The organism is Streptomyces sp. NP-1717 (assembly GCF_022695985.1).
In the GTDB taxonomy this organism is placed as follows: Bacteria; Actinomycetota; Actinomycetes; order Streptomycetales; family Streptomycetaceae; genus Streptomyces.
In genome coordinates this window covers 39158-65446 of the sequence record NZ_JAAPBF010000008.1, presented here as the reverse complement: position 1 = coordinate 65446, position 26289 = coordinate 39158, and the positions used below count along the sequence as shown (strand labels likewise).

Genomic DNA, 26289 nt, shown 5'->3' with positions numbered 1-26289 from the left:
GGTCGCAGTGCCTCCGGTGGAAACGACGGATTGCCCGCCCGATTCGCATACGGGCCCTGATTTGTAGCGTCGCTGACGTTGTCCCGCGGACCGCGGCGAAACGCCGTGCGACGCATGACGAGAGGTCACCTCATGCTCACATTCGAAACCCTGCCCCACGCGCGCCACTACGTCGACGGGCAGTGGCAGGACTCCGGCTCCCGCGGCGAGTCACGCAGCCCCGCGACCAACGGCCTGCTCGGCACCTTCGCCGACGGCGGTGTGCGGGAGGCGAGGTCCGCGGTGGCCGCGGCCCGAAGGGCCTTCGACTCCACCGCATGGTCCCGCGACCGCCACCGGCGTGCGGCAGCGCTGCACGAACTGGCCGACCGGCTCGAGCACCGCAAGGACGAACTGATCACCCTCCTGGCGCGGGAGAACGGGAAAGTACTCGCCGAGGCGGCCCTCGAAGTCGAAGGCACCATCCCCAAACTCCGCTACCACGCGGCGCTTGCCCTCACCGACCACGGCAGGGCCGGGGAAGTGCGGCCCGGCATGTACTCGATGACCCTGCGCGAAGCCGCGGGCGTCGCTGCGGTGATCGTGCCGTGGAACTCACCGGTCATCCTCTCGGCGCGATCCTTCGCACCCGCCCTGGCGGCCGGCTGCACCGTGGTCATGAAGATGCCGGCGCAGACCGGCCTGGTCAACGGAGTGCTGAGCGAGATCGTCGCCGACACGCCGAGCCTGGACCCGGGCGTGTTCAACGTCTTCACCGAGAGCGGAAACGCCGGGGCTCCGGAGCTGGTCTCCTCCCCGGACGTCGACGTGATCAGCTACACCGGCTCCACCGCGGTCGGCCGCGTGATCATGGAACAGGCCGCCCCGACGCTGAAAACCCTGTCCATGGAGCTGGGCGGAAAGACGCCGATGCTCGTCTTCGACGACGCCGACCTGGACGCCGTCGTGCCCGTGCTCACCAAGGCCGTCACCATGTTCGCGGGCCAGTTCTGCATGACGGGCAGCCGGATACTGGTCCAGCGCGGCGTGGCCGACGAACTCCGGCGGCGGCTCGTCGCCGCCCTCGAAACGGTCCGGGTCGGGCCCGGCGACGACCCCGCCAGCGAGATGGGCGCCATGATCGACGAAGGAAACGCCCAACGGGTCGAACAGACCGTGGCCGCCGCGGCCGACTACGCCACCGTCCTCGTGCGGGGCAAGCGGGATCGGGCGCTCCTCGGCCCGTCCCTGATCGAGGTCGCCGACGTGTCCTCGCCGATCGTGCAGCGCGAAGTGTTCGGGCCGGTCGCCACCTTCGAGGTGTTCGACTCCGAGGCCGACGCCGTGGCGCGTGCCAACGCCACCGAGTTCGGCCTGGCCGCGAGCGTCTGGACCCGTGATGTCGACCGCCCCCTGCGCGTCGGCCGCGAACTGCAGGCCGGGACCGTCTGGACCAACACCTGGGCCACGGTCCACGACCAGTTCGAGGAGGGCGGCTACAAGCAGTCAGGAGTCGGCCGTCTGAACGGCATCCGCGGGATCGAGGAATTCCAGGAGACCAAGCACCTCGTGCATGTGGCACCGCAGCTCTGACGGCATTCGACGGCGGAATGAGAATCGATGACCGAGACGGACGACGTCGGCCCGGCCGACGTCACCCTGCTGACCGCGCGCGCTGTGGAACCCGGCTACGAGCAGGACTTCCGGGAGTGGTTCGGGCGGGTGACCGACACCGCCTCAGCGTTTCCCGGACACCTGGGGGACGGGTTGTTCCGGCCTGCCACGGCCGCCCGGCCATGGGTCCTGATCCACCGGTTCCGTGACCAAGAGTCCGCGCAGCGCTGGACGGCATCACCGGAGCGGGCCGCACTGTTCGACCACTGCGAGGGCCATCACCAGTGCGAGGTGGCGCGTCGCGAACTCTCCGGAATGGAGACCCTGTTCACCACTGCGCACGACACGCCCACGACGGCGCCACCTCGGTGGAAGATGGCGCTCGCCGCCTTCGCGGCCGTACTCCCGATCTCCCTGATCGGCAACGGTCTTTTGGGGCCGGCGCTCCGTGCTTGGCCGCTTGTGGCGCGGGTGCTGATGCTCGCGCTTCTGTTCAGTACGTTGATGACGTATCTGATGATGCCGGCTGTGACCCTCGTCCTTCGCCGTTGGCTCTATGCCGCCACCTCAACCGCGCGCGAGGGACCGACGCGATGACGCGGCCCCGGGGCGGGCCGCGCCCTCTTGCGGCTCGGCTTTCAGCGGGACAGTTCCATCATCTGACGCAGCAGTTCCAGGGCTTGGTCCACGCCTTGGTCGGCCAGGTGGACGAAGTCGACGAAGACGTGGTCGACGTCCGTCTCGTCTCCCGTACGGAGGATGATGTCCGCGATCTCCGGCACGGTTGACTCGGCGGTGGGGTTGATCCTCAGGATGGCGTCGATGCCGGCCGGGTCGCGGACCTCGGCCTCGGCGAGGCGGCGGACTTCCCGCAGCGGCTGGTTGATCACGGCGGCGGGGTCTGGTCGGCAGAGCTCTTCGACACTGTGCGAGTCAGCTCTGTGTGATCAAGTCAGGGTTAGCTCGCGGATCGCCATCTCCTCGGGTCCTGCGGCAGTGCCTCTCCCGGGTTCAACGATTGGAGTTCATTCGGTCGGGGCGGGACAGATGCTGCCGATGACCTGTTTCAGCGGCCCGTGTGATCGCCTCGAGTACGCGGTGGCGATCGAGTGCGACCGCGAAATCCGGCGCATCGGCGGTTCCGTCGCGGAGGTCGGCGGCGAACTGGGCGTAGAGGCGGGAGACCCCCGCTGCGGGTGCGTCGAGTTGCAGGTCGGGAGCCGCATAAGCGGGGGGGACCTGTAGCACTTGGACAGGCTCGCTGCCGCGGCGCAGCGTGATGGTGAAATCGGTGAAATGGATGTAGCCCGACGCCGACTCCACACGCACACTGCCCTCGGTGCCCTGGATCTCCCATACCATCGCCGAGTCGGCAGACTGCCCGGCACTGTAGTGCAGCGAAGTGACGATCCCGCCTTCGAGAACGCCGGCGACGACGATCTCATCCGGCGCGTCCTTCGGCAGCGACGCGCCATTGGAGAGGCGGACGCCGTCACCGCGCTGATTGGCGACGACGGCGGACAGACTCTCGAACGTGCCGAGCACGCGCGCAAGCGGTTCGAGCCCGTGGCCGAGCATGATGCTCAGAAGCGTGGCGCCATGCTTTGCTTGAGCCATGTACTCGACCGGCGGGTCATATCGGCCGACCCACATGTCGTCAGTCAAATGCGCTCGGATGCTCGTGCTGAGCGGCTTGCCAATCACGCCTTGCGCGATGAGGTCGCGAAGGAAGAGGATCGGCGGGTGCAGGCCGCCCTGCAACCCGACAACCGTCCGCAGCCGCCGCTCGCGGGCAAACCCCTCCAGCGCTTCGGCCTCCGATAGGTTTCTTGCGAGCGGCCATTCGCAATAAACCATCTTGCCCGCGGCCAGCGCGTCGGAAACAATCTGCTTGTGCTCCGGCACCTTGACCGCAACCACCACCAGGTCGACCTCCGGTCGCACGACCAGAGCCTCATGTGTGTCGAAGGCGAGATCGGCGCCCAGCCGACGAGCGGACGCGTTCGCGCTCTCCATACGAGTCGTACTGACGGCGCGGATCTGGAATGCGTCGAGCGCCTGCAGCGCCGGGACGTGAGCAATTCCGCCCCAACCCCGATCGGCACTAGCCCCGATAAGACCGACGCCGATCCGGGTATTTGCTGAATTCGTCATTAGGATGCTCCTGCCTTGTGCAGCCCCGGCAACGCTCTCCGGGCTGCGTCACGATGATTCGCTTCCGGACAAAGGCGTGCGCACTCGGGCTCACCATGGCGAGCGAGCAATTATTGCCGTTCGCGTAGCGGCCGCGGGGTTTGAGCCCGAGTGACCCAAGCGCAGGTTTTACGTGTGAGCCCAGTGGGCCTCGAGTTCGCGCGCGACATCGGCGGGACGCTCTATCATCGGCCAGTGCGAGCTGCGCAGCTTGAAGACGGCACGTGCGCGTGTGGCATTACCGAGCTCGTCGGCGAAGCGGTGAGGAAGAAACGGATCGTCCAGGCCCCAGATCACTAGCGCTGGTGCGGTCACGTTGCTCAAATCTGGCTTCCACTCCGCCCCGACCTCGATCGCCGAACGGTAAAGGGCGAGAATGCTTGCTCTCATAGTGGCATCGAGATGCCGGACCGATTCGTTTGCCGCGTCGCGCGGCATCTGCGCCTCGTTGAGGCTTGCTGCGAACGCCTCCAGGTCGAGGTCCGCCATCCATTGCTCGCCGTCGCCTGGCGTTTGCCAGATCTTGGCAAGATAGTGCCACGGATACTCCGGATCGATTGGTCCGCTGATGCCTGTCCATGTCCGCACCAGATCTGGTCGAATAGACGCGAGACGGCCCGTGAGCAGAGACCCCCAATCATGACCGACCAGGTCGACGGGTTCGCCGATTTCTTCGATCTTCTTAATAAGCCAATCGAGATACTCTTCTTTCGTCGACGTGAATCCCGCTGGGAGGGGTACACCAAACCCGGGAAGATCGATCGTCACAATATCTTCGCGTTGAAGATAGGAACGGACGGTGTCCCAAAGCCGGTGGGTATCAGGTACACCATGGACGAGGACTGCAGGCATTTCGGATTCTCCAATTGATTGTTGTCGTGCTTGAATGGCCGGTCGGCCGAGTCAGGGAAGGAGGATGACTTTGCCGTGGGTGTGGCCCGTGGCGACGAGGCGATGAGCGTCCGCGGCCTCGTCGAGTGGGAAGCTCCGGCCGATGCGTGCGGCCCATGCGCCGGCGGCGATCAGATTCAGGGCTTCCTGGACAGGGCCACGGTCGCGGTTCCCGCTGCCCCCAGGGCTGAATACGACGCCGTGTTGTGCGGCATCGCGGTCGGCGAGCGTCACGATCCGGTCGGGGCCGCCGAGAAGATCGACGAGAGCGGGAAGGAGCCCCTTGCCGGCGGTGTCGAGCGCTGCGTCGACCCCGCCCGGAGCGGCGGCACGGATGCGATCGACCAGGCCCGGGCCGTGGGCGACAGGGGTCGCTCCGAGACTCCTGACGAAGTCGGCGTTGGCAGTCCCGGCGACGCCGATCACCGTCACACCGCGCTGTCGCGCGAACTGCACGGCGGCGCCGCCCAGAGCACCGCTCGCGCCGGTGACCACGAGCGTCTCACCCGGGCGAATGTTCAGAAGCCCGAGAGCCCTCGCCGCGTTGTCGGCGCCGATGACAGTAGCCGCGGCCTCCTCGAAGGAAACGCCGTCGGGGATCATCGCGAAGTTGCTGCTAACCGTGTACTCGGCGTAGGAGCCCTGGGTGGCGGAGTCCGGCCACCCGGCGACGCGGTCGCCGACCACGCCCACGTCGACGCCAGGGCCGACCGCCTCGACGACGCCGGCGAACTCGAATCCGATGATGGCGGGAGCACGCAGGCGGAACGCTCCGGCGCGTGCCTGGATCTCCGCCGGGTTCACCCCCGCGGCGTGAACCCGCACCAGTACCTGACCCGGACCCGGCACCGGTCGCGGAGCCTCCGCAACCCGCAACACGGAGGGTTCGCCGAACGAGGTGAGGACGACGGCTTTCATGATGATCCTTCTCGTATACAAGGGTCGTTTGCTCGCACCGTTCAGAGCGGTGTCAGGTCAGGAAGACCGGAGGATTCTCGCCCCGCAGGCGGTAGTCGGGCCGGGGCCGTTCGAGGCGGATCGATTCCAGCACGGTGTACGCGTGGTACTTGGTCTGGGTGGTGGCTCCTGCCAGCCGTTCCCACCAGAGCCGGCCGTCGCTCGTCTCCTTCTCGAGGACGTGGCGGGTGGTGTAGTTCGCCATGGAGCTGATCCAGTTCTCGGTACCGACGAAGACCCTGTCCCAGCCAGTGCCGGTCACGATGTCGGCGAGCGCATCCGAGCGGCTGAACCGCTCGACCGCCGCAGTCGCCCCCTCGAGCACGTCGGCGAAGTACTCCACGCACAGCTTCACCTGCTCGTAGGTGCCGTAATGCATGTGGTGCCCGCCGACGAAGTAGTCGAAGTCGTATTCGAGGATCTGGGACTGGGCTTCGTACCAGCCGGAGATGTTCTGCGAGGCGTCGCAGTGCATGAACGTGACGCTTCCCGGACTGAGGATGTCGACGGCCGTGAGCACCTTCTGCCGCGGTGCGTAGATGAAGATGTTGCCGGGGCAGTGGTTCTCTCCCCTGTAGGAGAGCTGCAGGCTCACGCCGCCCACTTCGAGGACGAGTTCGTCGTCGAACGTCCTCGTCGGCAGAGGTCGCTTCGGGTCGGGGAAGCGCTCCAGGAGTTCCTTGGTGATGCGGTGGGCGACGATCTCGACGTCGGGACCGAACACGGAGGCCGCGCCGATGTGATCGGCGTGCCAGTGGCTGTAGATGACGTGGGTCACCGGTCGGTCGGTGACGTCCTCGATCGCCGCCAGCATGTTCTCGCCCAGTGTCGGGGGTGCGTCGATCGCGACCACGCCCTCCTCGGTCACCACGAATGCGGCGTCGTAGCCGGCACTGGTGACCCAGTAGAAGCCGCCGCGCAGTTCTTCCACGTGGTAGCCGTACTTCTGGAAGTGTTCGCTCTGGAAATACGGGGGGTAATAACCCTCGGGGTCCAACGGGTCGTCCGCCCCCGCGCGGGGGAATCCATAGTGGTCGATCCCGTAGAAGCTCGGGGTTTCTTCGACGCTGATGGGTATCTGACTGCTCTGGCACATAGGCGGGACGCCCTTCTGTGTTCTTGGGAAGTTGTCGAACGGGTGGTCTATCCCCGTGACGTGAATCGAAGGACCGCCTTGGTGACGCGGCCTGAGCCCGCATCCTCGAACGCGGTGTTGATATCGGCGAAGTCGTAGAAGGACAGCAGTCGGTCGATGGGGAACCGGCCCGCTCGATAGAGCTGGGCAAGGTCGTTGATCAGGAGCGACGAGACGGCGTCGCCCTGGATGATGCCCTGAAGCGACTGGCCGAGCGTGAGCCGGCCGGCGTCGAGCACGGCGCCCGCTCCTTCGTGGAACGCCACGAAGCCGAATCGGCCCATCGGCGCCAGGGCGCCGACCCCGGCGTCGAGGTTCTCCGCGCGGCCGCTCGTGTCGAGGACGTACTCCAGACCGCGTTCGTCGACGGTCCGGAGCGCGCCGGTCAGATCCTCGACCCGGCCGGGGTCGACGAGGTGCGTCGCTCCGAGATCGCGGGCCAGATCGAGGCGGCTGGCGTCGACGTCGACGGCGACGATGGTGGTGGCACCCGCGACATGTGCCGCCATGACCGCCGCCAGGCCCACCGCTCCCACGCCGAAGACCGCGAAGGACGCTCCCGTCGGCACGGCGAGGGCCTTGAGTACGGCCCCCGCGCCCGTCTGCAGCCCACACCCCAGCGGAGCCATGACGTCGAGGGGCAGATCGCGGGGGACCTTGATCGTGTTCCGTTGGTGCGTCAGGGCGTGGGTGGCGAACGAGGACTGGCCGAAGAAGTGACCGTGCGGCTCAGCACCGTGGGCGACGTGGAGACCGTTCGAGCCGTCCAGGCGGGCACCTGCGAAGTTGGCCGCCCAGACGTTGTCGCAGTAGGCCGCGTGCGAAGACATGCACGGCTTGCAGCGGCCGCACGAGTGGTAGGAGAGGACAACGTGGTCACCGGGCTCGACGGTGGTGACAGCGGCCCCCACGCGTTCGACTACTCCTCCTCCCTCGTGCCCCAGCACCACCGGCAGCGGCGTCGCCATTCGCTGCGCACGCACGTGCGCATCGGTCGCGCATATTCCGGTCGCGACCATGCGAACGAGTACCTCGTCGGACCGCGGGTCCTCGATCTCGATGTCGCGGAAATCGAAGGGCCCGTCCTGCACTTCGAGAACAGCGGCGCGCGCGGAGGTGGTCATACGCCGTGAGCCTGCCGCGAAGCGCCGCGAGCGCCATGGTGACAAGGGACTGAAATCATCAACGACTCCCTGATCGGGGGGTGGGCCTCAGGAACCCTTCAGCGGGTCCGAACCTATGTCGGCCGCCCGTGCCCGCGGATCGGTCGCCGTATCCGTCACGGCAGTAATGCACGGTGCCGCGAGGTGCGGTGGCGTCAGTGCCGGACGCCGGTCCGGGCGGCTTGTTCGACTCGGGCGATGAGACGGCTGTTGTGGGCGGCGTGCTGGAAACCCGGGGTGTGGTGGGTGCCGTTCGTGATGTCGCGGGCCAGGCTGGCGTAGACCTCGCCGACGTTGATGGAAGCGCCCGTCCAGATGTCGGCGGCGGTGGGTCCCGCGCCGGTGGCGACCGGGCGGTCGGGCGCGGTGAATTCGACGCTCGACGAGAGGGTGAGGTCGCCGACCTGAACGCCCGCGGGGTGGTCGCCCGTCAGCTTCAGCCAGCCCTCCGATCCGCGTACTTCCAGACTGAAGTGGGCGTCGGAGGCGGGCACGCCCGCCAGGATCTGCACCCCGACCGGAGCCCCCGAGGAGGTCTTGGCGATGGCGTCGAGGTGATCCGGGACCTCGCGGACAGATATCGCGCCGGTGTCGACCAACTTCACCTGGGGCCAGAGGAGTTCGGTGCGGGCATCGATCTCGGTGATGTCGCCGAGAACGGCCTCGACCACATCCAGGACGTGGCCCGCGGCAATGGTGAGGAAACCGGCTCCGGACGCTGCCTTGTCGAAGTACTCGTACGCGCTCACCGACTCCGGGCCGTTGCCAAAGGTCGTCGCGGCGACTCGCGCCGAGAGCAGCCTCCCGAGCCGGCCCTCAGCGATGATCTCCGCCGCGCGGCGTACCGAGGGGTTGAGCCGGCCCTGCAGGCCGATCGCGGTGTGCAGTGAGCCGGCCGCCTCAGCCATCTCTTCCGTCTGCGCGACGGTCGCGCCCAGCGGCGACTCCGCGTACACGGCCTTGTTCGCCGCGAGGGCCGCCAGGACGAGCTCGCGGTGAGCCGGGACCTTCACCGCAACGGTGACGACGTCGATCGAAGGGTCACCGATGAGCGCGTAGGGGTCCGCGAACCAACGCTCGGCGCCGAACGCCTCGGCAGCGCCGCGCGCGCTCTCCTCGTGCCGCGTCGCCACACCGGCCAGGTGGAAGTCGGGCTGTGCCGCCAGCGCGGGTATGTGCGATGCGCCCGCCCAGCTCGCCTTCGTGTCCGCGCCGATGATGCCGACCCGAATGAGAGTGCTTGACATGATGTGGTGTTCCATTTCTTTCGCTGAAGCAAGACGTGGTGTGGTGCGCGGGGCGAATCGGCGCGTTCGCGCTTCTCTCACTGGTCGATGGCGGCCATGTCGGACTCGGCGTGGCGTTCGCCGGACGCCGGTGTGAGGTTGTTCAGGCGGGTGATCTGGTCTGTGGTGAGTCGGATGCCGTCGGCGGCGCTGTTCTCCTTGAGGCGGTCGATGCGTTTCGTCCCCGGAATGGGCGCGATGCCGTCTCCTTGTGCGAGCAGCCAGGCCAGAGCGACCTGCGCGGGCGTGCCCCCGACCTCGTCGGCGACCTCGCGTACCTGGTCGACGATGCGCAGGTTGCGCGTGAGGTTGTCGCCGGTGAACCGGGGATTGGAGCGACGCCAGTCGGCGGCGTCCAGTCCGTCCAGGGTGCGGATGTCACCGGTGAGAAAGCCGTGTCCCAGCGGTGCGTAGGGAACCAGTCCGATGCCGAGCTCGCGCAGCGTGGGCAGCACCTCGGCCTCCGGGTCCCGTGTCCAGAGCGAGTACTCGCTCTGGACAGCGGCCACGGGATGGACCGCATAGGCCCGGCGGACGGTCACCGCTGCCGCCTCCGACAGTCCGATGTGGAGGACCTTGCCCGCCTCCACCAGCTCCCTCAGCGCCCCCACCGTCTCCTCGATGGGAGTGCCGGGGTCGACCCGGTGCTGGTAGTAGAGGTCGATGCGGTCGGTTCCGAGCCTCCGCAGTGAGCCGTCGACAGCCGCGTGAATGCTGGCAGGGGTGCTGTCCGGGCCCGGCCGGCCGGTGTGGGAGACGAGGCCGAACTTGGTGGCGAGGACGACTTCGTCCCGGCGGCCCTTGATCGCGCGACCCAGCAGTTCCTCGTTGACGTAGGGGCCGTACACCTCGGCGGTGTCCAGATGGGTGACACCGAGGTCGACGGCGCGACGAATGGTGCGGATCGACTCGGTTTCGTCCCGGCCGGCGCCGGTGTAGTACGCCGACATCCCCATGACACCCAGGCCGATGCGCGGGACATCGAGCCTGCCGAGCGACGTGGACTGCATCTGTTGTCCATTCCGTGTGGGGGCGGGCCTCAGCACCGCAGAGCGAACTTGACGCGTCAAGTTCTACTCCTTCGAACTTGACGCGTCAATAAGTGGGTTTAGGATGTCCTCATGGCGAGGACGGCAGATGACACGAACGGCCGGCGCCGTCGGCGACCACGGAACGGGCCGACATCCGAGGCGACGGCTCGTGCCGACGAAGGCTCCGACTCCGGGGAGTCCACCGGTCCGGTTGCCGAGACGCGATGGCTGAACGGCGACGAGCTGGCGGCGTGGCTGGCCAACTCCGCGATCATGATCAGCCTGCCGGCCGCGCTGGATGCGCGCATGCAGCGCGAGGCTCAGCTGACCTTCTTCGAGTACATGGTGCTCTCGGTCCTCTCCGAGCAGCCGGATCGCACCATGCAGATGAGCGCCCTGGCCGCGCGAACGGCGGCGTCACTGTCGAGGCTGTCCCATGTCGTCGGTCGGCTTGAGAAGCGCGGACTGCTCGCACGGAAGCGGATCCCCGGTTCCGGAAGGCGCACCACCGCGACGCTGACCGAGGCCGGTTACGACGTAGTGGTGGCAGCGGCGCCGGGACACGTCGCCGCAGTCCGCGAGTACCTGATCGATGATCTCGGTCCTCAGGAGCTGGCGGCACTGCGCCGCATCGGTGCCGCGGTGGACGCGGCCATCAAGCGCGGGCAACCCGACGCGGGCGCTGCGGCTTCGCCTCCGGTGGACGGCGCGGTGGACGGCCGGTCACCCACGATTCATCCGGCTTCACAGCCTCCGGCCGACACCTTGATCGTGACTCCCCGCAGGCCCGCCGGCCAAGAGCCTGACCAGCCCTAACTGGCGAGCGTGAGTGATGTCCGCGCAGCTTGCGGGCCGTGCTGGGCTGCACCACAGCACGCGACCTTCACCGTCCGTGACGACCGTCGACTTGACGGCGTTCTGCTTGTTCTTGCCGGAGATGAACTTGCATACCCAAAGCGGGTGTGAGCCGGAATGCGAGGGCGGCTCCGCAGGGGGGTGTCGCCATCGCCGCCCAACGAGTCGTTGTGCGGCTGGCCCAAGATCTTCATCGGACGCGCCTGGCTCTGTCGACGTTGAAGAGCAGCGTCTCGCGCTGTTCGGGAGGCACCTCGGCTGCCAGTTCGGGCAAGCAGCGAACAGCGGAACGGCGGAGGCATGTGTGAGTCGTCCGCGCTCTTCGTCGGCGTGAGCAAAGCGCTGGCTACAGGGCAGTGCTCGTAACAACCGTCTCCCGAACTCGTCGACATCGACTTTCCTCGAGCCGCAGGCGTCTGCCGCGGTCGTCGACAACTGCTGTCGCACGACATCGAGAAAGCCATGCCAGCCGCACGCCTCTGCGGGGCCGTGGTCCGCCGGTCGGCGGCCAGCGCCATCCTCCGCCACTGAGCCCACAGCGCGCCGAGTCAACTCCCTGCTCGCCGATTCCATCCGGCTCGGTCGAGACCCTGAGGAAGTGCCACGTTCGTGAGACCGAGCGCTGTGCCAGCGACCTGAGACAGCGAAAGTGCCGCTGGTCGGCGAGTACAGCCTGTGCCAAGGAACGCGAGACCCTACATCATTTGTGGGATCTCAAATTCCGTGTCGGGATCTCACGGTCGGTGTCGGGTTGAAGTCGGATCCGACACCATGCTGTGATTCGCAGGTCGCAGTAGGCAAGAGAGAGCGCGGTCAGTGGGTTGCTGCTTTTCTACGCTGGTGCCCACGTTCACTCGTTGGGGGACTCCGTTGCCAGCGGGATGCCGCACTGCAGGCAGCCGTTCGCGTGGTCGTCCCGGCAGACGTAGCCGATGGCACCATCCACGCACCATTCGGCGGCCTCCTCGGACAGCAGGTCGGGCCCGGCATGGAGCAGCCGACGAAGTTCCGTGGTGTCCGCAATGTCGACCGGGCGGTTGGTGAACCACTCGTCGAACCAAGGCTTGTCTCGGTGCACGTGCCAGTGCGCATTCTCCCGGTCGTCGACAGCTGTAGTGAACCGATCGACGATGCGCTCCCAACTCGGTGTTCCGAACCAGCCGTTGTCGGACGCGGAGAAGAATTCGATCAGGGTTCGCAGGCCGAACGTCTTCTCGCGAAGGCAGTACGCTCGCCCCCAAGCGATCGCGTCCTGTGCCATCTCCGCGAGTTCTTCGCGCGGATCAGCCTCGTGCGCCGGGTCGTCAGGATTGTGGCAGGCTAGCCCGAGCTCGAGAACAGACTGCCCGGTCGGTAGAACCCGGGACGGGTTGACGATCGCGAGACCGAGACCGATCCAGTCGACATGGTCGAACGACAGCATCGAGCGCACGAGTCGGGTGGTTGCCGTGTTGATCCGCATCATTGTGCCGTCTTGGAGCGGACTCTTCCCGGCATGCCAGTTCTCGACGGGTGTGTTGCGCCACACCGCGAGCGTGATGCGGGTGGCAGCGAGCCACAGCAGGGCGTCGTCGTCGAGGTGCCCGAACCGCTTGGCGCACTCCTGGGCGCCGTAGGTGATCAACTCTTCCGGTTTCGGCCACCTGTGGCTGTCGGGCCCTTCAGGCGCGTACTCGTAGTTGTCGGCGTACTCGTCGAGGATCGCGCTCAACTCGGCAGCGCTGTAAACCTCGCTGTACTCGGAGCTGTCCGGCTGCTCCTCGACGGTGTACATGTCGTGGTCCCAGGAGACGTACACGTCGCGCCAGAGCACTACGTCATCGCACTCGCCGGCGTTGTCCGTCACAACCGGCCTGATGGTGATCGGGGCAGTACGCCCGTCGGTTCGCTCGCCGTCCTTCTCGGCGGCCCATGCGGTGATGACCCCGAGCGGCTTCGGAAGGAGAGGACCGACCTCGAGGATGCTGAACGGCTCGTCGTCGTCATCGGTGGCGAACCGGCTGTTGACGAACGCGACCGCCTCGGAGGGCGTGCTGACGATGGACTGGCTACCACTCTCGTTGTCAACCACTCGCCACAACGGGCTGTTCTTCACGATGCTCTCCGATCGCGGTGAGTGCACCCGGGGCGGGTGCGATGCGCCGGGTCGCTCGGCACTGACTCCAATTATGGGCTGATCAACCCATCCGTAGTCCCGAAGACGCTTGTCGGCGACAACGTTCGGTACGTTCGCGTGCAACCTGCTTTTCGCGACCGCGGCAACACAGCAGAGTCCCACAGCGGAGGAGGCGAAGATGGCGCTGAACAAGAAGGGTTCCCGGCGCATAACCGTTGACGGGATCGAGTACCGCTGGCGGATCCGCAGGAAGCCCTCCTACATGCAGGGCCTCTGCTGGACACCGCTGACCTATGCGGTTGAACCGGCCAGCGGCAGCCAGCCGGGCACGACCTTGATCGTCACCAGCGGTCAGGCCCATCCCAGCAACTGGGTGGGCGTCGAGGCGGAGCCCATTCGTCCGGCTCACGTTGTTGCCAGGATTCGAGAGGCACGGGATCAAGGCTGGGATCCAACCCGGGTCGGTTCTCCTTTCCAGCTCGACCGATCCGCAGGATTCATCGCCCAGTCATGAGACAGAGCGGAGTAGGGCGGCGCCTCTGGCCCGGCATCATGGCCTGGTGACCACATGGATGCGCTGCTACTGGGACGAGGAAGACATCTGGTTCTACTTCGAGGTCGACGCCGAAGGCTGGGTGATCCGGCAGGTCGAACTCGAAGGGCCAGAGCTGATCCCAATCGCAGCTGCTTCCCTCGCCGAGTGGCAGCGGGCCCGCGACGCAGGCCGCCTCGGTGATTACGACAGCAGATTCGGGATCACCGCCGAGCTGCCCGTCTCGGAATGGGAAGGCCACGACCCCGAACAACTCACCTTCGAGGAGTTCGAGGACGTCTGGGGCCTTGCCCGTCAGCAGATCGCATCCCGGCCCAGCTGACCTCTCGGCGCCGCACTGGCTTCTTGGCATCATCGCGACATGACCCCGACCCTTCGCCGCACCGTCCGAGCCGTCGACACCGCTCAGCTCCTGGACCTGGCCCAGGAGGCCGCCATGCATGGCTTCAGCCAGCGCGGCTCCCGGTCGACTGGCTACGAGAGCACCTCGCCGCAGACGCGACGCACTACCTGTTCCCGACACTCGTGCAGCGGCTCACGCACCGTCCCGAGGTGCCGCTGCAGTGGAGGTGCCAGCAACTGCTGACCGTCAGCACCGGCGAGCAGATCTGGGGTCTCCTCGATGTCCTTCCCGACACCTTCGACAAGATCTCGGAGACCTTGGACACGGCGTCCAAGAAGGACGTCAACCGCTTCGAGCAAGCAGTGAAGGTGCGGAAGTGGATGGAACGGACGGCCGCCGATGCAGGCTCACCCCCGGCTCTTCGGTACTCCGACTCGCGTCCGGGAGCGACCGGGCGGTTTTCGTCGGAGATCTGCTGCACAGCCCGGTGCAGATTCTCGATCCCTGCTGCAACAGCAACGCCTGCCTGGACCAGGAACAAGCGGTGGCCAGCCGCCGCCGGATTCTCGGGCGGGCGGCCGATGAACGGGAACTGCTCGTCCCCGCGCACTTCGGTGGTGCGGGTGCCCTGGAAGTCCGACGGGACAGGGCTGAATTCGTCCTCGGCCCATGGGCCGCAGCCAGCCCGAAGAGGAGTGCGTCCGCCACTGAGTGAGCCCGGGCCCCACCCCCGCTCACCGCCCGCGCGCGAGTCGATCTCGAGTGCTGGGCGACGTCCTCGGAGGCGTCCACCATGCCGACCACGTAGCCGGACGACTTCTCGCCGACGCCCCACGAGAACTGAGTCTTACAGAAGTCGTGCCAGAGCCCCTCGTCATCGACAGAGCCAGTTTCCGTTGTGACAGCTTCGGGAGTCCTGGGCCGACTCAGCGTGCCTTAGGAGCTGGCGGCGTGACCGCTTCGCGCAACTCGTCGGCGGCCTGGGTGATGAGCTGGGAGAGGGAGGCGTTCGGGGAGGTCAGCCAGCGGGACGTGGCGCGCCGGTGGATCGCCAGCACCACGTCAATGATGAAGTGTGCCTTGCCGGGCTCGACGCCGCGGCGCTCGAGCGCCGGCGCCAGCGCGTCGGCGATGTCGGCGAGTTTGATCAGATCGCGCTCAGCCAGTGCCGGGTTGGCGGCGATCACTCTGACGCGGCGCAGCAGGAATTCGCGCGGGCGAAAGATCTCCTCGGCGGTTTTCAGCGCGGTCAGCAGCGCCTCGATCGGCGTGAGGTCCGGGTCGGTCGCCTCGACGTGGGCGACGAGGTGGGTCTCGAGTTCGTTACCGGCGAAGAGGACTTCCCGCTTGTCGGGGAAGTAGCGGTAGAAGGAGCGCTCTTTCAGGCCGGCGGCGCCCGCGATCTGCGCGACCGAGGTGCGCTCGAACCCCTGTGTCTCGAACAGGTCGAGCGCCGCGCGCTCGAGTCGGCCTTGTGCGTCGGATTCCCATCTCGGCATACCCACCAGGGTACGACAACAGCATCTGTTGTCACGATGATAATGTTGATGACAACAGATGCTGTCATCATTTGGAGTTCGACATGAAGGCTCTTCAGTTCGACCGGTTCGGGTCCCCGGACGTGATCGTGCTCCGCGACGTCCCACAGCCGCAGCCGGGACCCGGCCAGATCCGGATCGCCGTGCGTGCGTGCGGCCTGACACCGGCCGACTGGCACGTCGTCGACGGTCTCCTCGCCGACCATCTGCCGCCGCTGCCGCGCGGGCTCGGCCTCGAGGTCGCGGGAACCGTCGACGCGCTCGGCGAGGGCGTCACCGGGGTCCGGATCGGCGACCGCGTGTTCGGCCCGACCACCTTCCACGGCCCGACGGCCGGCGCCGCCGAGTACGCGCTGATGCCGGCCTGGGCACGCATTCCCGAAGGCGTAACCGCCGAGCAGGCCGCCGCGCTGCCGATGGCGGCCGAGACTGCGTGGCGCGCGCTCGACGACCTCGGCGTCCAACCGGGTGAGCTGCTGCTCGTCCACGGCGCGGGTACCACCGTGGGTGAGGCGGCGGTGCGCTTCGCGCTGCACCGGGGTATTCGCGTGATCGCCACCGCCGGGCCGACTCGGGCCGCAGCCCTGGATGAGATCGGCGCCCAGGTGGCCGCCTACGGCGAGGGCATGGCCGAACGTGTCAGCGCACTGGCCGGAGGCCGCGTCGACCGCGCCCTGGACACGGCGCCTACCGGGGGCCGGATCGACCGCGCCAACCAGCCCAGCCCAGCTGGCGGCTCGCTACCGACCCTGATCGAGCTGACCGGGGATCCCGACCGCGTCCTCACCGTCTCGGACTTCGCCGCCGCGGCCGAGCTGGGCGTCCGGACCACCACCGAGATCCGCTATGAGCAGATGGACGAGTTCGCCCGGCTCGCCGGCGAAGGCATCTTGGCCGTAACGGTCGCCCGCACCTACACGCTCGACCAGATCCAGGAAGCGGCCGAGCTCAGCCAGTCCCGCCGACCCGGCGGCAAGCTCATACTCGTCCTGTGATCGCCCTGCCGTCCTGACAAAGCGAGACCATCTCGACGAGGAACGGGGTCAGCCCTCTTTTCCAGGCCGCCCTCGAAGCCGCTCCGCGTGTTCGCCCCGAACCCACGGGTCAACCCCCGAGAATGGCATCCCTGGACCCTCGGGTTCCCGCTGAAGAAGCTTCAGTTTTCCGCGAACTCGCGGGGATCACTGCCTCGGTGTCCTATCTCTGCCGCACGCGACAACACGAAGGGCTCCTCCCGTACGCCCCCGCTGGACCCCATGTCACAGCTCATGGTCACTTGCTCCCGCCCTTTTGGGGATGGTCCGCCCAACGTGATGATCACCGGGATACTCGGATCGCGCTCCCCGCGCCCGCGGGGATGGTCCCGCGGGTCGGCGTCGCAGCCAGCCATACGCGCGCTCTATGCGGGGGGGATAAGAGCCGGTGCGGAACATGACCGCCGCCCCGACGGGTGTGTAGATCGCCTGGCATAATGCCCCCATTTCCAGGATCTGGGCTGCTGACTGCTGAAAGGACGCACGGTGGCACGCGTGGTCAGGCGTCACGAGGAGTCCGTAATGGTGGACTTCTACGGATTCTGTCTCCAGGACGCCGACGACACGGCGGTCCCGGTGCAATGGCCTGAGGGCTTCGAGTCCGTCGATTTCGTCTCTACTCGAACGGGGCGTATCGACGTCCGCAGTGCGGGTCATACGCACACCGCTGGACTGACCCTTGAAGTCTGGGACGAGGAGCCTGAACTCGTCGGGTCCTGGGAGATGAGTGGCGAGGGTGAAGTCGACTATCCCTCAGGAACACTTCGGGCGTGGGCCGTCGCAGGCGGCCCGATGCCCTATCTGCTCGAAGTGTCCGAGCGGCCTGGGCCAGAAACGTGGTGTGTGCGAGTCCACGCAACAGGGCGTGCCGAGGTTGCCCGTCTTGCGTCGCAGACGGTGCCGCACGGCGTCGAGCAGTACCTGGTGCAGCTCTGGCCCAAGCGGTGAGCCGGTGGCGGACTGTGCGATCAACCGACACCGGCTGTGTCCGCTACGGGACGATCTGGACGAGGAAGCCGTCGTCCGGGCCGTCGATGAGGCGTGCCTTGGTCAGGAACTGGCCGAGGAGTGTGCCCGCGGCCTGGTTCTGCGTTGAGTCCAGCGCCATCACGCTGTAGTTGTTCGGTAGTTGCTCGGGGTCGTACATCGATCCGGCGGCGCCTTCGTAGGTTGTCGCGAAGGGGTATTCGTCGCAGTCTTTTCCGCCGGCGGTGTAGTCGGGGCCGAAGTGCCTCCTGCAGGCGTTCACCGCCTGGGCGCGGTTGTCGTCGCGCCGCTTCCGGTCTTGGTAGAGACGGGTCAGAGGGGCGGCGGTGGTCTGGCCGGGAACGTTCTTCGTCGAGCTCGGCGGCTGGGTGAGGCCGGGGGTCTTGAACGCCTTCTCGATATGGAGCGCGACGGCACGCTCGGGGGCGTCGGCGGCCTTGCTGTACAGCATCGGCGTGATCATGCTGAAGACGGCGGCGCCGGTGCCGAACAAGTTGAGGTAGGACGCCTTGTCCCAGCGCGGGGGGAACATGAAGGGGCTGCCCTCCAGGTTGCCGGTCAGCGTGTAGCCGGCGGGCGGTTTGATCTTCACGCTGGGCTGGTACACGCCGAACACGGTGTCAGTTGCCCCGTTAGATCCCTGGCCGGCCGCGGCTGTCTGCGTCTGTGCGAACGTTCCGGACGCGGCGAGTTGGGCGAAGGTTTTCGTGGACGGCAAGACGGTTCCGCCCTGCGTCGTCTTTGCGGTCGAGGGCGAGATGAACGGAACGGTAGCGGAGGTAGTGATCCCCATGACTGCGGCACCGGTGGTACCCACCGTTCCGAGATCCGTGTAGTGGTACGTGTACGTGATCGTGCGGCTGTTCAGCGGGATGGTGCCGACCACTCGCAAGTTGAAGAAACTTGTACCCGACGGCTGTCCGTTGCGACTCCATGCCTGGGTGAAGGAGGCTCCGGAGCAGACAGCGAAGCGTGACTTCACATAGACCCGGTTCTCAGTACCGAGACCGTCGCGGCACTCCTCCCAGGTCATGTCGTGAGCGGGCTCGGGGTATGAGACAGCGGCCGCACCAGCCGTGGAACGCTCAGCGACCCTCTAAGGGGCCGGCCGAGCGGAGTCCTCGATCGCCCGCTGGGCGAATGATGCCGCCGGCCCCACCACCTCCTTCGGAAGAACGGCATTCCTGCCGACAGGAAGCTCACGGGCAGCAGCGAGGCGCTGAGGGTTGACCGCCAGGTCACGGAGTTCACTGGCTGACATCAGAGGCAGCACACGGCTCTCCACAAGCAGCTACGTAAAGTGATTATCGATATACGGTTTGTGGCGGAAACGACGTCCGCATGCTTGAGCACTGCCGGGAAGGTGCCCGTCCCACCGACAACCGACGGAGGGAGTTCGACGACGTCACGCCAGGTCTGGACGCAGATGAGGGAGACCTTGCGGCAGCGGCAGACACTCAGCTCAAGGTCTCCGTAGGCGAAGAGCCGTGGCCACTTTCTTTTCCTGCTCATTGATCCGATGTCCCAGGGCTCGCCGAGTGCTGCGGTCACATCGTCCCAGTCGGCTCCGCTGAACACCGGGCCCAGCCGGCCTGTCTTCGCCATGCTGGTCAGGACATCGAGAATTTCCACGAGGCGGAGCCTGACAGGTGCCCTGACCAGCAGTCCAGCGGTTTCAGGGGGTCAGCCCGCTGTAGGTTCTTCGGTTCGACTCGTTCGAGGCGATCGCGACGCAGTTCTTCTGCTCGCGTTCGGTCAGGCCTGGAAGACGAGTTCGTCGCCGTGGCGGTCGAGTTCCGTGTAGCCGAGTTCGTCGATGCAGAGGAGAGCGACGCGGCCGTAGCGGGCGAGGGTCTTGTTCAGCTGCTTCTCGTCGGCGGCCTCGACCGGCTCGTTCACCAGCTTGGTGGCGCGCGTGTAGCGGACGCGGTAGCCCTTCATCGCGGTCTCGGTAGGCGTGGGCAGCCCGGCGGCCACGCTCGCGATGGTGTTCAATCTCGCCGAGTCCGCCCAAGCGCGGTGGCGTGCGATCACCGGAGCCCACCTCGTGTCCCTGGTCCGCACCAGCGCACGATTCGAGAACGGCGACCTGGTCGAGCGCGAGGAGCAGGCCGCATGAGCGTCGACAACATCCTGTAGAGCCCGGACGAGCACGTCCGTTTCGCGGCCTACCGCGACAAGCTGCAGCAGGTTGCCGACGAGGACGAGGCCAACCTGGTCAGCCGCGTCCTCGCTGATCCGGACCAGACGATGGCACAGTCCGCCGTGCTGCGGCACACCTTCGGTGAATTCCTTGACGCACTGGACAGCGGAGCCACCACTGGATCAGCGTCCCGAAAAGCGAACCGTCCACGGGCGCAGTAGTCGCCGGCGGCAGGGCAGGCACCCAGGCCGTGCTCGTCCCTGTCAGGAAAGAGCTCCTGGCGGACACGGGTGAGGGTTGTGGAAATCGGGGAGCGCGGGCAGGGCCTTGGCGAGCTGGTCCATCAGGCCGCCCAGAGCGTCAAGGTGCCTTCCGGGTCCGGTGCGGCGCACGGGCGGAAACCCTCGGAGAGCTGGTCGAGGAGGGTTCGCAGCCACTGGTAGTCGTCAGACGAGGTGTGGCACAGGCGCATGCGGCGGGCCTTCAGGGGAGTGATGCGCAGGTCGGTGAGCTTGCCCGTGCCGGGCTCGAGCGAGGGGAGGTAGAGGAGCCGCAGGTCGTCGCGGTACTGCTCGTAGCCGGTGATTCCTTCGTAGTCGTTGATGAGGTCGCCGCAGCCGTACAGGACGAGCTTGCCCCGGTACACCTCCAGGGGGCGGGGGTGGTGCGAGGAGTGGGAATGCACGATGTCCGCTCCGGCGTCGATCAGGGCGTGGGCGCAGGCGACTTGATCCCGGGGTACGCGATAGCCCCAGTTGGAGCCCCAGTGGACCGAGATCACCGCGATGTCCCCGGGGCGCTTCATCCGCCGTATACGGTCGGCCACTTCTGCCGCGGCGGCATCCGAAGGACCGGCCACGAAGCCGACTCCGCCGCGCGACCCGGTCGCGGCCCAGGACTGTGGGACGCCGCTGGACGGCATGCCGAAGGAGAAGACCAGGAGCCGTCGGCCCCCGTCGAGGAGGACGATCGCCGGGCGGCTCGCCCCGGCGGCGTCCCGGCCCGCGCCGGCCGTCCGCAAGTCCGCGCCGGCCAACGAGTCGAGTGTCTCCGCGAGGCCGCGGCGGCCGAAGTCCAGGACGTGGTTGTTGGCCAGTACGCAGACATCGGGGCGGGCGGCCGACAGGCAGGGGAGATTGGCGGGGTGCATCCGGTAGTGGATCTCCTTGCCGGGGGCGAACGAGTCGCTGCATGTGACGCTGGTCTCCAGATTGATCACGCGGGCGTCGGGCGCGGCCGACTCGAGGACCTCCAGTGCGTCCCCCCAGGGCCAGGAGAAGTCGACCGGGCGCGGGATGGGGCCATTCGCCGCCTCCGCCAGACCGACGTACTCCCGGGCGTCCCTTATGTACCTCTCGCGGAGTTCCGGGTCACCGGGGTGCGGCAGAATCTGGTCCACGCCGCGGCCGAGCATGACGTCGCCGCAGACGAACAGCGTGATCAAGCCGGGCCTCCGTTCTGTCGTGTGCGTCGTGTCTTTCAGGTGTCTGCTGTGCCGGCATGTCTGACGTGGCGCCTCGGCGTCGGCTGTTCGAGGAGGTCGATCAGCGCGAGCGTGATGTTGTCGAGGCCACCTGCCTCGATGGCGGATTTCCACGGTTCGCAGCAGGTCGTCGAGCCTGTCCTCACGCACGGGGTCGGGGTCGGTGAGTCCGTCGGTACACACCAAGTAGCGCTCCCCCGCGGTGAGCGGCGCCGTGGGGGCGCCCCGAGGCGCGCAGCCTCTCCATGGCCGCGACGGCGCAGGGCGATGTCGATCAGGACCGCGCCGCCTCGTTCCATACGATCTACGGTAGCCACCCTCGTACGGCATCGCAGCGTGTACGGAGCCCGATATTCGCCCCGAGTTGCGGAGTGCCGCGAACAGAGCCAATCCGAGAATACGAGTGCGCCTGCCGTCTCCCCTGAGAGGGGCGAAGACCGTGTTGCTCGCCGACCGTGTGGACGCCGGACGACGTATCGCTGGAGCAGTGCAGCACCTGCGGGAGGAAAAGCCCAGGCCATCCCCGCGCCCGCGGGGATGATCCCAGGAGGAGGTCGACCGCAAATGCGGATCAGGGTCTGCTGAAGGCGTAGCCGAGTTTGTGCGGCAGCTGGAGGTTTGATCGCTGCAGGGAGTTCAGCAGCAGAGCCAGCATGTCCTCGTACGCGGTGCTCAGGGCTCTGACGCTGTCGTACGACACGATATCTGCGGCAAACAGCCCACGGCTGCGTTCCAGGGGCCCGAGTGCGGCCTGGAGCATCTTCATGTCGATGTCGCCTGCGTACCGCCGGGGTTGCTCCAGCCGGGCCAGCAGCTTGCCGCCTTCCACCCTCTCCTTCCAGGAGAAGCTGCTCAGGACGTCCGCGCGCTACTGGATGGGCACACCCCAGTTCGTGGACGGGCAGCGGTTGGGACCTTCACGAGTACCGGCACTCTGCTCTCACGTACCTCGGCGAGCAAGGTGCGTGACTGTTTATGCGGATGGCCAAGTCGCGTCACAGGAAGCCGGAGAACCTCCGCCGTTACTTCAAGCCCTCGCCGGCGGCCGCTGAGCTGACCAGGCCTTCTGGCCCCCGGTGGCAGCCGGCGGTGAGCCAGAACCTTGATCAACCTGTGCACTGACGGCAGGCGGGGTTGGACCGGACTCGCGTGGATCGCACCGTCCGTCGGTGCTCGCCGGGCGGGGAGTCCGTCCACTCACTGGGATGTTGCCACCAGGCCCGCCTCATAGGCCAGGATCACTAGCTGCACCCGGTCGCGGGCATTGAGCTTGGCGAGTAGGCGGGTCAGGTAGGTCTTGGCTGTGGCGATGCTGATGGAGAGCTCGCCTGCGATTTCCGTATTGGAAAGACCTCTGCCGACGAGGGTCAGCACCTCGCGTTCCCGGGCGGTGATGCCGTCGAGCTCCGACCGCCGCGGCGGTGACGCTGCGGGTCGGGTGGTGAACTCTTTGATCAGCCGGCGTGTAACGGCTGGTGCGATCAGAGCGTCCCCGGCGGCAACGATCCGGATCGCGGCGAGGATGTCGTCCAGGGCCATGTCCTTGACGAGGAATCCGGACGCGCCGGCATGCAGCGCCCCGTAGACGTAGTCGTCGTCGTCGAAGGTCGTGAGGACGACGACGCGTGTGGAACCGGCGCCCGTCGTGATCAGCCGGGTGGCCTCGATGCCGTCCATGCCGGGCATCCGGAGGTCCATCACGACGACGTCGGGGGCGAGTTCTTCCGTCAGCCGTACCGCTTGCGCGCCGTCTTCTGCCTCGCCCACCACCTCGATGTCCGCGGTGTCGGTGATGACCATCTGCAGGGCGGCCCGGACCAGGGGCTGGTCGTCGGTGAGCACGACACGGATGGTCATCTGGCTCCCGCCTTCGCTTCTGCCTCGGTCCCTGCCGGTACCGGGAGTATGGCCGCTACCAGGAAGCCGCCCCCGGGACGGGGTCCGGCCGTGAAATCGCCGTGCAGCAGGGTGGCCCGCTCGCGCATGCCGATCAGGCCGTATCCGGTGTCCGTGTTGGTGCCGCCGCCTTTCCCCCGGTCCGATACCTCGACGGCGAGTTCGTCCGCGCGGTAGTCGAGGCGCACCTGGCAGGAATCGGCACCCGAGTGCCGTACGGCGTTGGTCACCGACTCCTGGACGATCCGGAACGCCGCGAGGTCGATGTCGGCTGGCAGAGGGCGGCGCCTGCCCCGCCACCGCACCTCCACGCGGACTCCGGCGGCCGTGGTCGTAGCGGCGAGCTGTTCCACGTTCGCCAGGCCGGCGGCCTGCCGCAGGGGCGCCAGCGCGTGCGCGCGGCCGTGGCGTTTCTCATCGTGGTCGGCCTGGCGCAGCGCGCCGAGCATCCTTCGCAGCCCGGACAGTGTCTCGCGGCCGGCCATCTCCACGGTGAGCATCGCCTCGCGGGCTTTGGCTGGCTGGGTTTCGATGACCCGGGCCGCGGCGCCGGCCTGCAAGGCGATGATGCCGATGCTGTGGGCGACGGTGTCGTGCATCTCGCGGGCGATGCGCAGCCGTTCGGCGGTGACGGCCTCGGCGGCGGCCTGGGCGTGCAACTCTGCGGTGTGAGCACGGGCCTGATGGGACGAATTACCGATGAGCCAGGCGATGACCACGGTCAGGGCAACCAGCGGCTCCTGGGCGATGCTGGAATCGTCGCCCGTGATCAACCGCAGGACGAGGTAGCCGGCGAGTGTGCCGAGCGCTGCGGCGGCCGCGGTGAGCGAGCTCCGCCGAGGCCGGGTGGCTGCGAGGTAGCAGAGGGCGATATCCACGGCCAGGAACTGCGTGGGCGGAATTTCATCCTGCCGCCAGGCCACCGTCGAGATGACCGTACCGACGATCACCAGGCCGTACGCCGCGGAGGTCCTGCGGCGCAGCACCGCGCTGCCGGCCAGGATCAGCACGAAGGCGACAACGAGCAGCGCCTGGGCTCCGAGCGAGTCGAGCCCGTCCTGGGGGTAGTTGAGCGAGTACGTCGGCGCTTGCGGCATCACTACGTACTCGACGATGGGTTCGACTGCTGCCGCGTACCACGCCAGTGCGGTCCATATGCCCGGCGGTATGCGTTTGAGCAGCGGCAGCGGCGGTGAGGCGGACATGCATTGATCGTAGGCACCTGCATCTGACGGCACATCCGACCGTGGCTGTACAAACGGGGTTGACGCTCGTGTCCTCTGATTGTCATCGGTGGTCCGATTACGGGCGGGGTTGCCCACCGGCACCGTTGTTCCCGTGATCGAAGTCAACGAGCTCACGAAGCGATACGGCGGCACGACGGCCGTCAAAGATCTGACCTTCACTGTGCGGCCCGGCCAGGTGACCGGGTTTCTCGGTCCGAACGGCGCCGGCAAGAGCACCACGCTGCGGATGATCCTCGGACTCCACGAGCCCACCAGCGGCACCGTCACCGTCGACGGCCGCCCTTTCCGCGACCGGCCCCGCGGCCTGCGTCATGTCGGCTCCCTTCTCGACGCGCACGATGTGCACGGCGGGCGCAGCGCGGTGGCGCAGCTGTCCGCCCTGGCCCGCAGTAACCGCATCCCGCAGCGTCGGGTGGAGGAGGTGTTGCGGGAGGTCGGCCTCGCCGAGGTCGCCCGGCGCCGCATCGGCGGATTCTCGCTCGGCATGAAGCAGCGGCTCGGCATCGCTTCCACCCTGCTCGGTGACCCACCGGTACTGCTCTTTGACGAGCCGCTCAACGGCCTTGACCCTGAAGGCGTGAGGTGGGTGCGTGACCTGTTCAGGCGTCTGGCTGCCGAGGGTCGCACGGTGTTTGTCTCCAGCCATCTCATGTCCGAGATGGAACACAGCGCCGACGAGCTGATCGTCATCGGCCGCGGTGAGCTGATCGCGGCCGAGAGCCTCACGGAGTTCTCCGCTCGCGGCAGTGGGCAGAGCGTCATGGTGGGTACACCCGCCGCTGCCGTCCTGAGAGATGTGCTGACGGCCGACGGCGCGGCCGTGGACACGGCGGGCGACCTGCTTGCTGTGACTGGTGCGACCGCGGTCCGGATCGGTGAGATTGCCATGGAGCGCCGTATTCCGCTGCATCACCTCAGCACCCGGTCCGCCTCATTGGAAGAGGCGTTCATGGAGCTCACCGCCGACAGCGTGCAATACCTCGCAGGAGACCCCCAGTGACCACGACGTACGCTCCCGTTGGCGGACTTGGCGCCGACGAACCCCGTGCCCGCTTCCACGACCTGGTGGCCGCCGAGTGGATCAAGCTTCGGTCGCTGCGCTCGACCTGGATCGCGTACGGGGCCACCGCCCTGGCCGTCATCGCGTTCAACGCGGGGACCGCCTTCGACACCTACAACTACTGGCCGGAGCGGAGCGCGGCAAACCGGGCCGGGTACGTCCGAGCGGGTATTCCGCTGCAGGAGGCGTTCACGGCGAACTCCGCCATGGTCATGATGCTCGCCCTCGGTGCCATCGGCGCCCTCGCGATCATCGGCGAGTACAGCACAGGCAGCATTCGTACGACGTTCGCGGCCGTTCCGGACCGTCGTTCGGTGATGGCCGCCAAAACAGTGGTCGTCGCTGCGGTCGCCACCGTCGTCGGCTCGATCGTCGCGGGGGCCTCGTTCGGCCTGACGCAGGCGATCCTCGACGTCCGGGACGCAGGCATATCGATCAGCTACCCGGGCGCCCTGCGTGTCGTAGTGGCATCCGCCCTCCTTGCGCCCGTGTGCGCGGTCGTCGGCATGGCCATCGGCGCCGTCATCAGGCGCACCACGGCCACCATGATCGCCGCGGTGGCGGTCATCCTGGTGCTGCCCATCGTCTTCACCGAGGGCCGCCACTGGTCGGCGGTAGCCGGGCACGCAACGCTCTATCAGGCGTGGTTGCGGCTCGTGGAGGTCGGCCCCCGCCAGACCGACTTCCCATGGACGACCGGCGGAGCCTGGACCGTCTACGCGGTGTGGGCGCTCACCGCAGCCGTGCTCGCCGTCACCAGCGCACAACGGCGCGACCCGTGAGAG

Annotated in this window: 26 protein-coding genes and 4 pseudogenes; 13 read left to right on the top strand and 17 right to left on the bottom strand. The window is 67.3% G+C overall.

Annotation, left to right across the window (positions count from 1 at the left end):
* The first annotated feature begins 132 nt into the window (after positions 1-132).
* Together GXP76_RS03170 and GXP76_RS03165 are read left to right on the top strand one after the other, a co-directional pair.
* Positions 133-1572 carry an aldehyde dehydrogenase family protein gene (locus tag GXP76_RS03170; RefSeq protein WP_242569842.1) on the top strand — a complete coding sequence of 480 codons (1440 nt, stop codon included), beginning with the start codon at positions 133-135 and terminating at the stop codon, positions 1570-1572.
* A gap of 27 nt (positions 1573-1599) precedes the next feature.
* Complete coding sequence (locus GXP76_RS03165; RefSeq protein ID WP_242569841.1) at positions 1600-2190, top strand: antibiotic biosynthesis monooxygenase; 591 nt, start codon at positions 1600-1602, stop codon at positions 2188-2190.
* Between the two features lie 41 nt (positions 2191-2231).
* Here the strand turns inward: GXP76_RS03165 and GXP76_RS03160 are convergent, their stop codons facing one another.
* The 8 genes from GXP76_RS03160 to GXP76_RS03125 all read right to left on the bottom strand — a co-directional run bounded on the left by GXP76_RS03160 (position 2232) and on the right by GXP76_RS03125 (position 10228).
* Entirely contained in the window at positions 2232-2483 is a 252-nt protein-coding gene (locus GXP76_RS03160) for a hypothetical protein (RefSeq protein ID WP_242569840.1), read from the bottom strand.
* Positions 2484-2604: 121 nt separating this feature from the next.
* Positions 2605-3747 carry a Gfo/Idh/MocA family protein gene (locus GXP76_RS03155; protein WP_242569839.1) on the bottom strand — a complete coding sequence of 381 codons (1143 nt, stop codon included), beginning with the start codon at positions 3745-3747 and terminating at the stop codon, positions 2605-2607.
* A 168-nt stretch (positions 3748-3915) separates the two neighbouring features.
* Positions 3916-4638, bottom strand: a complete 723-nt coding sequence (locus tag GXP76_RS03150; protein ID WP_147879108.1) for an alpha/beta fold hydrolase — start codon at positions 4636-4638, stop codon at positions 3916-3918.
* 51 nt (positions 4639-4689) lie between these two features.
* Entirely contained in the window at positions 4690-5595 is a 906-nt protein-coding gene (locus GXP76_RS03145; RefSeq protein WP_242569838.1) for an NADP-dependent oxidoreductase, read from the bottom strand.
* A 52-nt stretch (positions 5596-5647) separates the two neighbouring features.
* Positions 5648-6730 carry an MBL fold metallo-hydrolase gene (locus tag GXP76_RS03140; RefSeq protein ID WP_242569837.1) on the bottom strand — a complete coding sequence of 361 codons (1083 nt, stop codon included), beginning with the start codon at positions 6728-6730 and terminating at the stop codon, positions 5648-5650.
* A gap of 47 nt (positions 6731-6777) precedes the next feature.
* Positions 6778-7893 carry an NAD(P)-dependent alcohol dehydrogenase gene (locus GXP76_RS03135; protein ID WP_242569836.1) on the bottom strand — a complete coding sequence of 372 codons (1116 nt, stop codon included), beginning with the start codon at positions 7891-7893 and terminating at the stop codon, positions 6778-6780.
* 194 nt (positions 7894-8087) lie between these two features.
* Positions 8088-9179, bottom strand: a complete 1092-nt coding sequence (locus tag GXP76_RS03130; protein WP_242569835.1) for a Gfo/Idh/MocA family protein — start codon at positions 9177-9179, stop codon at positions 8088-8090.
* Between the two features lie 77 nt (positions 9180-9256).
* Positions 9257-10228 carry an aldo/keto reductase gene (locus GXP76_RS03125; protein ID WP_242569834.1) on the bottom strand — a complete coding sequence of 324 codons (972 nt, stop codon included), beginning with the start codon at positions 10226-10228 and terminating at the stop codon, positions 9257-9259.
* A 111-nt stretch (positions 10229-10339) separates the two neighbouring features.
* On the opposite strand from GXP76_RS03125, the gene GXP76_RS03120 reads away from it, so the two are divergent.
* The gene (locus GXP76_RS03120) at positions 10340-11065 is read left to right on the top strand and encodes a MarR family winged helix-turn-helix transcriptional regulator (RefSeq protein ID WP_242569833.1); all 726 of its coding nucleotides are present in this window, start codon (positions 10340-10342) and stop codon (positions 11063-11065) included.
* An 889-nt stretch (positions 11066-11954) separates the two neighbouring features.
* Here the strand turns inward: GXP76_RS03120 and GXP76_RS03115 are convergent.
* Positions 11955-13199, bottom strand: coding sequence for a hypothetical protein (locus tag GXP76_RS03115; RefSeq protein WP_242569832.1), 1245 nt, complete (start codon positions 13197-13199; stop codon positions 11955-11957).
* A 199-nt stretch (positions 13200-13398) separates the two neighbouring features.
* On the opposite strand from GXP76_RS03115, the gene GXP76_RS03110 reads away from it, so the two are divergent.
* From GXP76_RS03110 to GXP76_RS03095, 4 genes and pseudogenes are all read left to right on the top strand, one after another.
* Positions 13399-13734 carry a hypothetical protein gene (locus GXP76_RS03110; protein ID WP_242569831.1) on the top strand — a complete coding sequence of 112 codons (336 nt, stop codon included), beginning with the start codon at positions 13399-13401 and terminating at the stop codon, positions 13732-13734.
* Between the two features lie 58 nt (positions 13735-13792).
* A complete protein-coding gene (locus tag GXP76_RS03105; RefSeq protein WP_037818656.1) occupies positions 13793-14095 on the top strand; it encodes a hypothetical protein in 303 nt (100 codons plus the stop codon).
* 39 nt (positions 14096-14134) lie between these two features.
* Positions 14135-14526 (top strand): annotated as a pseudogene (locus tag GXP76_RS03100) (hypothetical protein); the annotation flags it as partial.
* A pseudogene (locus GXP76_RS03095) lies at positions 14526-14831 on the top strand (MBL fold metallo-hydrolase); the annotation flags it as partial. The pseudogenes GXP76_RS03100 and GXP76_RS03095, both read left to right, overlap by 1 nt.
* A gap of 211 nt (positions 14832-15042) precedes the next feature.
* Here GXP76_RS03095 and GXP76_RS03090 read toward each other — a convergent pair.
* Positions 15043-15615: a TetR/AcrR family transcriptional regulator gene (locus tag GXP76_RS03090; RefSeq protein WP_242569830.1), complete on the bottom strand. Its 573-nt coding sequence runs from the start codon at positions 15613-15615 to the stop codon at positions 15043-15045.
* Between the two features lie 83 nt (positions 15616-15698).
* Here GXP76_RS03090 and GXP76_RS03085 point away from each other — a divergent pair, with 83 nt between their 5' ends.
* Both GXP76_RS03085 and GXP76_RS03080 read left to right on the top strand, forming a co-directional pair.
* Entirely contained in the window at positions 15699-16649 is a 951-nt protein-coding gene (locus GXP76_RS03085; protein ID WP_242569829.1) for an NADP-dependent oxidoreductase, read from the top strand.
* A 561-nt stretch (positions 16650-17210) separates the two neighbouring features.
* Complete coding sequence (locus tag GXP76_RS03080; RefSeq protein ID WP_242569828.1) at positions 17211-17636, top strand: hypothetical protein; 426 nt, start codon at positions 17211-17213, stop codon at positions 17634-17636.
* 43 nt (positions 17637-17679) lie between these two features.
* Here GXP76_RS03080 and GXP76_RS03075 read toward each other — a convergent pair whose 3' ends face one another.
* The 3 genes and pseudogenes from GXP76_RS03075 to GXP76_RS03065 all read right to left on the bottom strand — a co-directional run.
* Positions 17680-18708, bottom strand: coding sequence for a hypothetical protein (locus tag GXP76_RS03075; RefSeq protein WP_242569827.1), 1029 nt, complete (start codon positions 18706-18708; stop codon positions 17680-17682).
* 227 nt (positions 18709-18935) lie between these two features.
* A complete protein-coding gene (locus tag GXP76_RS03070) occupies positions 18936-19307 on the bottom strand; it encodes a hypothetical protein (protein WP_242569826.1) in 372 nt (123 codons plus the stop codon).
* A gap of 76 nt (positions 19308-19383) precedes the next feature.
* Positions 19384-19628: pseudogene (locus GXP76_RS03065) on the bottom strand (ATP-binding protein); the annotation flags it as partial.
* A gap of 31 nt (positions 19629-19659) precedes the next feature.
* Between GXP76_RS03065 and GXP76_RS03060 the strand changes: the two are divergent.
* A complete protein-coding gene (locus tag GXP76_RS03060; RefSeq protein WP_308354085.1) occupies positions 19660-19794 on the top strand; it encodes a hypothetical protein in 135 nt (44 codons plus the stop codon).
* Positions 19795-20161: 367 nt separating this feature from the next.
* Here GXP76_RS03060 and GXP76_RS03055 read toward each other — a convergent pair whose 3' ends face one another.
* A complete protein-coding gene (locus GXP76_RS03055; RefSeq protein WP_242569854.1) occupies positions 20162-21232 on the bottom strand; it encodes a CapA family protein in 1071 nt (356 codons plus the stop codon).
* Between the two features lie 640 nt (positions 21233-21872).
* A complete protein-coding gene (locus GXP76_RS03050; protein ID WP_242569856.1) occupies positions 21873-22130 on the bottom strand; it encodes a hypothetical protein in 258 nt (85 codons plus the stop codon).
* A 33-nt stretch (positions 22131-22163) separates the two neighbouring features.
* On the opposite strand from GXP76_RS03050, the pseudogene GXP76_RS03045 reads away from it, so the two are divergent.
* Positions 22164-22394 (top strand): annotated as a pseudogene (locus tag GXP76_RS03045) (site-specific integrase); the annotation flags it as partial.
* 104 nt (positions 22395-22498) lie between these two features.
* Here the strand turns inward: GXP76_RS03045 and GXP76_RS03040 are convergent.
* Both GXP76_RS03040 and GXP76_RS03035 read right to left on the bottom strand, forming a co-directional pair.
* A complete protein-coding gene (locus tag GXP76_RS03040) occupies positions 22499-23158 on the bottom strand; it encodes a response regulator transcription factor (RefSeq protein WP_242569825.1) in 660 nt (219 codons plus the stop codon).
* The gene (locus GXP76_RS03035) at positions 23155-24402 is read right to left on the bottom strand and encodes a sensor histidine kinase (RefSeq protein ID WP_242569824.1); all 1248 of its coding nucleotides are present in this window, start codon (positions 24400-24402) and stop codon (positions 23155-23157) included. The genes GXP76_RS03040 and GXP76_RS03035 overlap by 4 nt, the downstream gene beginning before the upstream one ends.
* A 133-nt stretch (positions 24403-24535) precedes the next feature.
* On the opposite strand from GXP76_RS03035, the gene GXP76_RS03030 reads away from it, so the two are divergent.
* Both GXP76_RS03030 and GXP76_RS03025 read left to right on the top strand, forming a co-directional pair.
* A complete protein-coding gene (locus GXP76_RS03030) occupies positions 24536-25444 on the top strand; it encodes an ABC transporter ATP-binding protein (protein ID WP_242569823.1) in 909 nt (302 codons plus the stop codon).
* Positions 25441-26286, top strand: coding sequence for an ABC transporter permease subunit (locus GXP76_RS03025; protein ID WP_242569822.1), 846 nt, complete (start codon positions 25441-25443; stop codon positions 26284-26286). The genes GXP76_RS03030 and GXP76_RS03025 overlap by 4 nt, the downstream gene beginning before the upstream one ends.
* Positions 26287-26289: the final 3 nt, after the last annotated feature.

Coding starts and splice junctions, on each gene's coding strand:
- GXP76_RS03090 (WP_242569830.1), bottom strand. CDS start 15,615: ATGCCGAGATGGGAATCCGACGCACAAGGCCGACTCGAGCGCGCGGCG.
- GXP76_RS03170 (WP_242569842.1), top strand. CDS start 133: ATGCTCACATTCGAAACCCTGCCCCACGCGCGCCACTACGTCGACGGG.
- GXP76_RS03040 (WP_242569825.1), bottom strand. CDS start 23,158: ATGACCATCCGTGTCGTGCTCACCGACGACCAGCCCCTGGTCCGGGCC.
- GXP76_RS03110 (WP_242569831.1), top strand. CDS start 13,399: ATGGCGCTGAACAAGAAGGGTTCCCGGCGCATAACCGTTGACGGGATC.
- GXP76_RS03145 (WP_242569838.1), bottom strand. CDS start 5,595: ATGAAAGCCGTCGTCCTCACCTCGTTCGGCGAACCCTCCGTGTTGCGG.
- GXP76_RS03165 (WP_242569841.1), top strand. CDS start 1,600: ATGACCGAGACGGACGACGTCGGCCCGGCCGACGTCACCCTGCTGACC.
- GXP76_RS03120 (WP_242569833.1), top strand. CDS start 10,340: ATGGCGAGGACGGCAGATGACACGAACGGCCGGCGCCGTCGGCGACCA.
- GXP76_RS03060 (WP_308354085.1), top strand. CDS start 19,660: ATGGTGTTCAATCTCGCCGAGTCCGCCCAAGCGCGGTGGCGTGCGATC.
- GXP76_RS03075 (WP_242569827.1), bottom strand. CDS start 18,708: ATGACCTGGGAGGAGTGCCGCGACGGTCTCGGTACTGAGAACCGGGTC.
- GXP76_RS03150 (WP_147879108.1), bottom strand. CDS start 4,638: ATGCCTGCAGTCCTCGTCCATGGTGTACCTGATACCCACCGGCTTTGG.
- GXP76_RS03105 (WP_037818656.1), top strand. CDS start 13,793: ATGCGCTGCTACTGGGACGAGGAAGACATCTGGTTCTACTTCGAGGTC.
- GXP76_RS03055 (WP_242569854.1), bottom strand. CDS start 21,232: ATGCTCGGCCGCGGCGTGGACCAGATTCTGCCGCACCCCGGTGACCCG.
- GXP76_RS03035 (WP_242569824.1), bottom strand. CDS start 24,402: ATGTCCGCCTCACCGCCGCTGCCGCTGCTCAAACGCATACCGCCGGGC.
- GXP76_RS03080 (WP_242569828.1), top strand. CDS start 17,211: ATGGTGGACTTCTACGGATTCTGTCTCCAGGACGCCGACGACACGGCG.
- GXP76_RS03155 (WP_242569839.1), bottom strand. CDS start 3,747: ATGACGAATTCAGCAAATACCCGGATCGGCGTCGGTCTTATCGGGGCT.
- GXP76_RS03125 (WP_242569834.1), bottom strand. CDS start 10,228: ATGCAGTCCACGTCGCTCGGCAGGCTCGATGTCCCGCGCATCGGCCTG.
- GXP76_RS03135 (WP_242569836.1), bottom strand. CDS start 7,893: ATGACCACCTCCGCGCGCGCCGCTGTTCTCGAAGTGCAGGACGGGCCC.
- GXP76_RS03140 (WP_242569837.1), bottom strand. CDS start 6,730: ATGTGCCAGAGCAGTCAGATACCCATCAGCGTCGAAGAAACCCCGAGC.
- GXP76_RS03085 (WP_242569829.1), top strand. CDS start 15,699: ATGAAGGCTCTTCAGTTCGACCGGTTCGGGTCCCCGGACGTGATCGTG.
- GXP76_RS03130 (WP_242569835.1), bottom strand. CDS start 9,179: ATGTCAAGCACTCTCATTCGGGTCGGCATCATCGGCGCGGACACGAAG.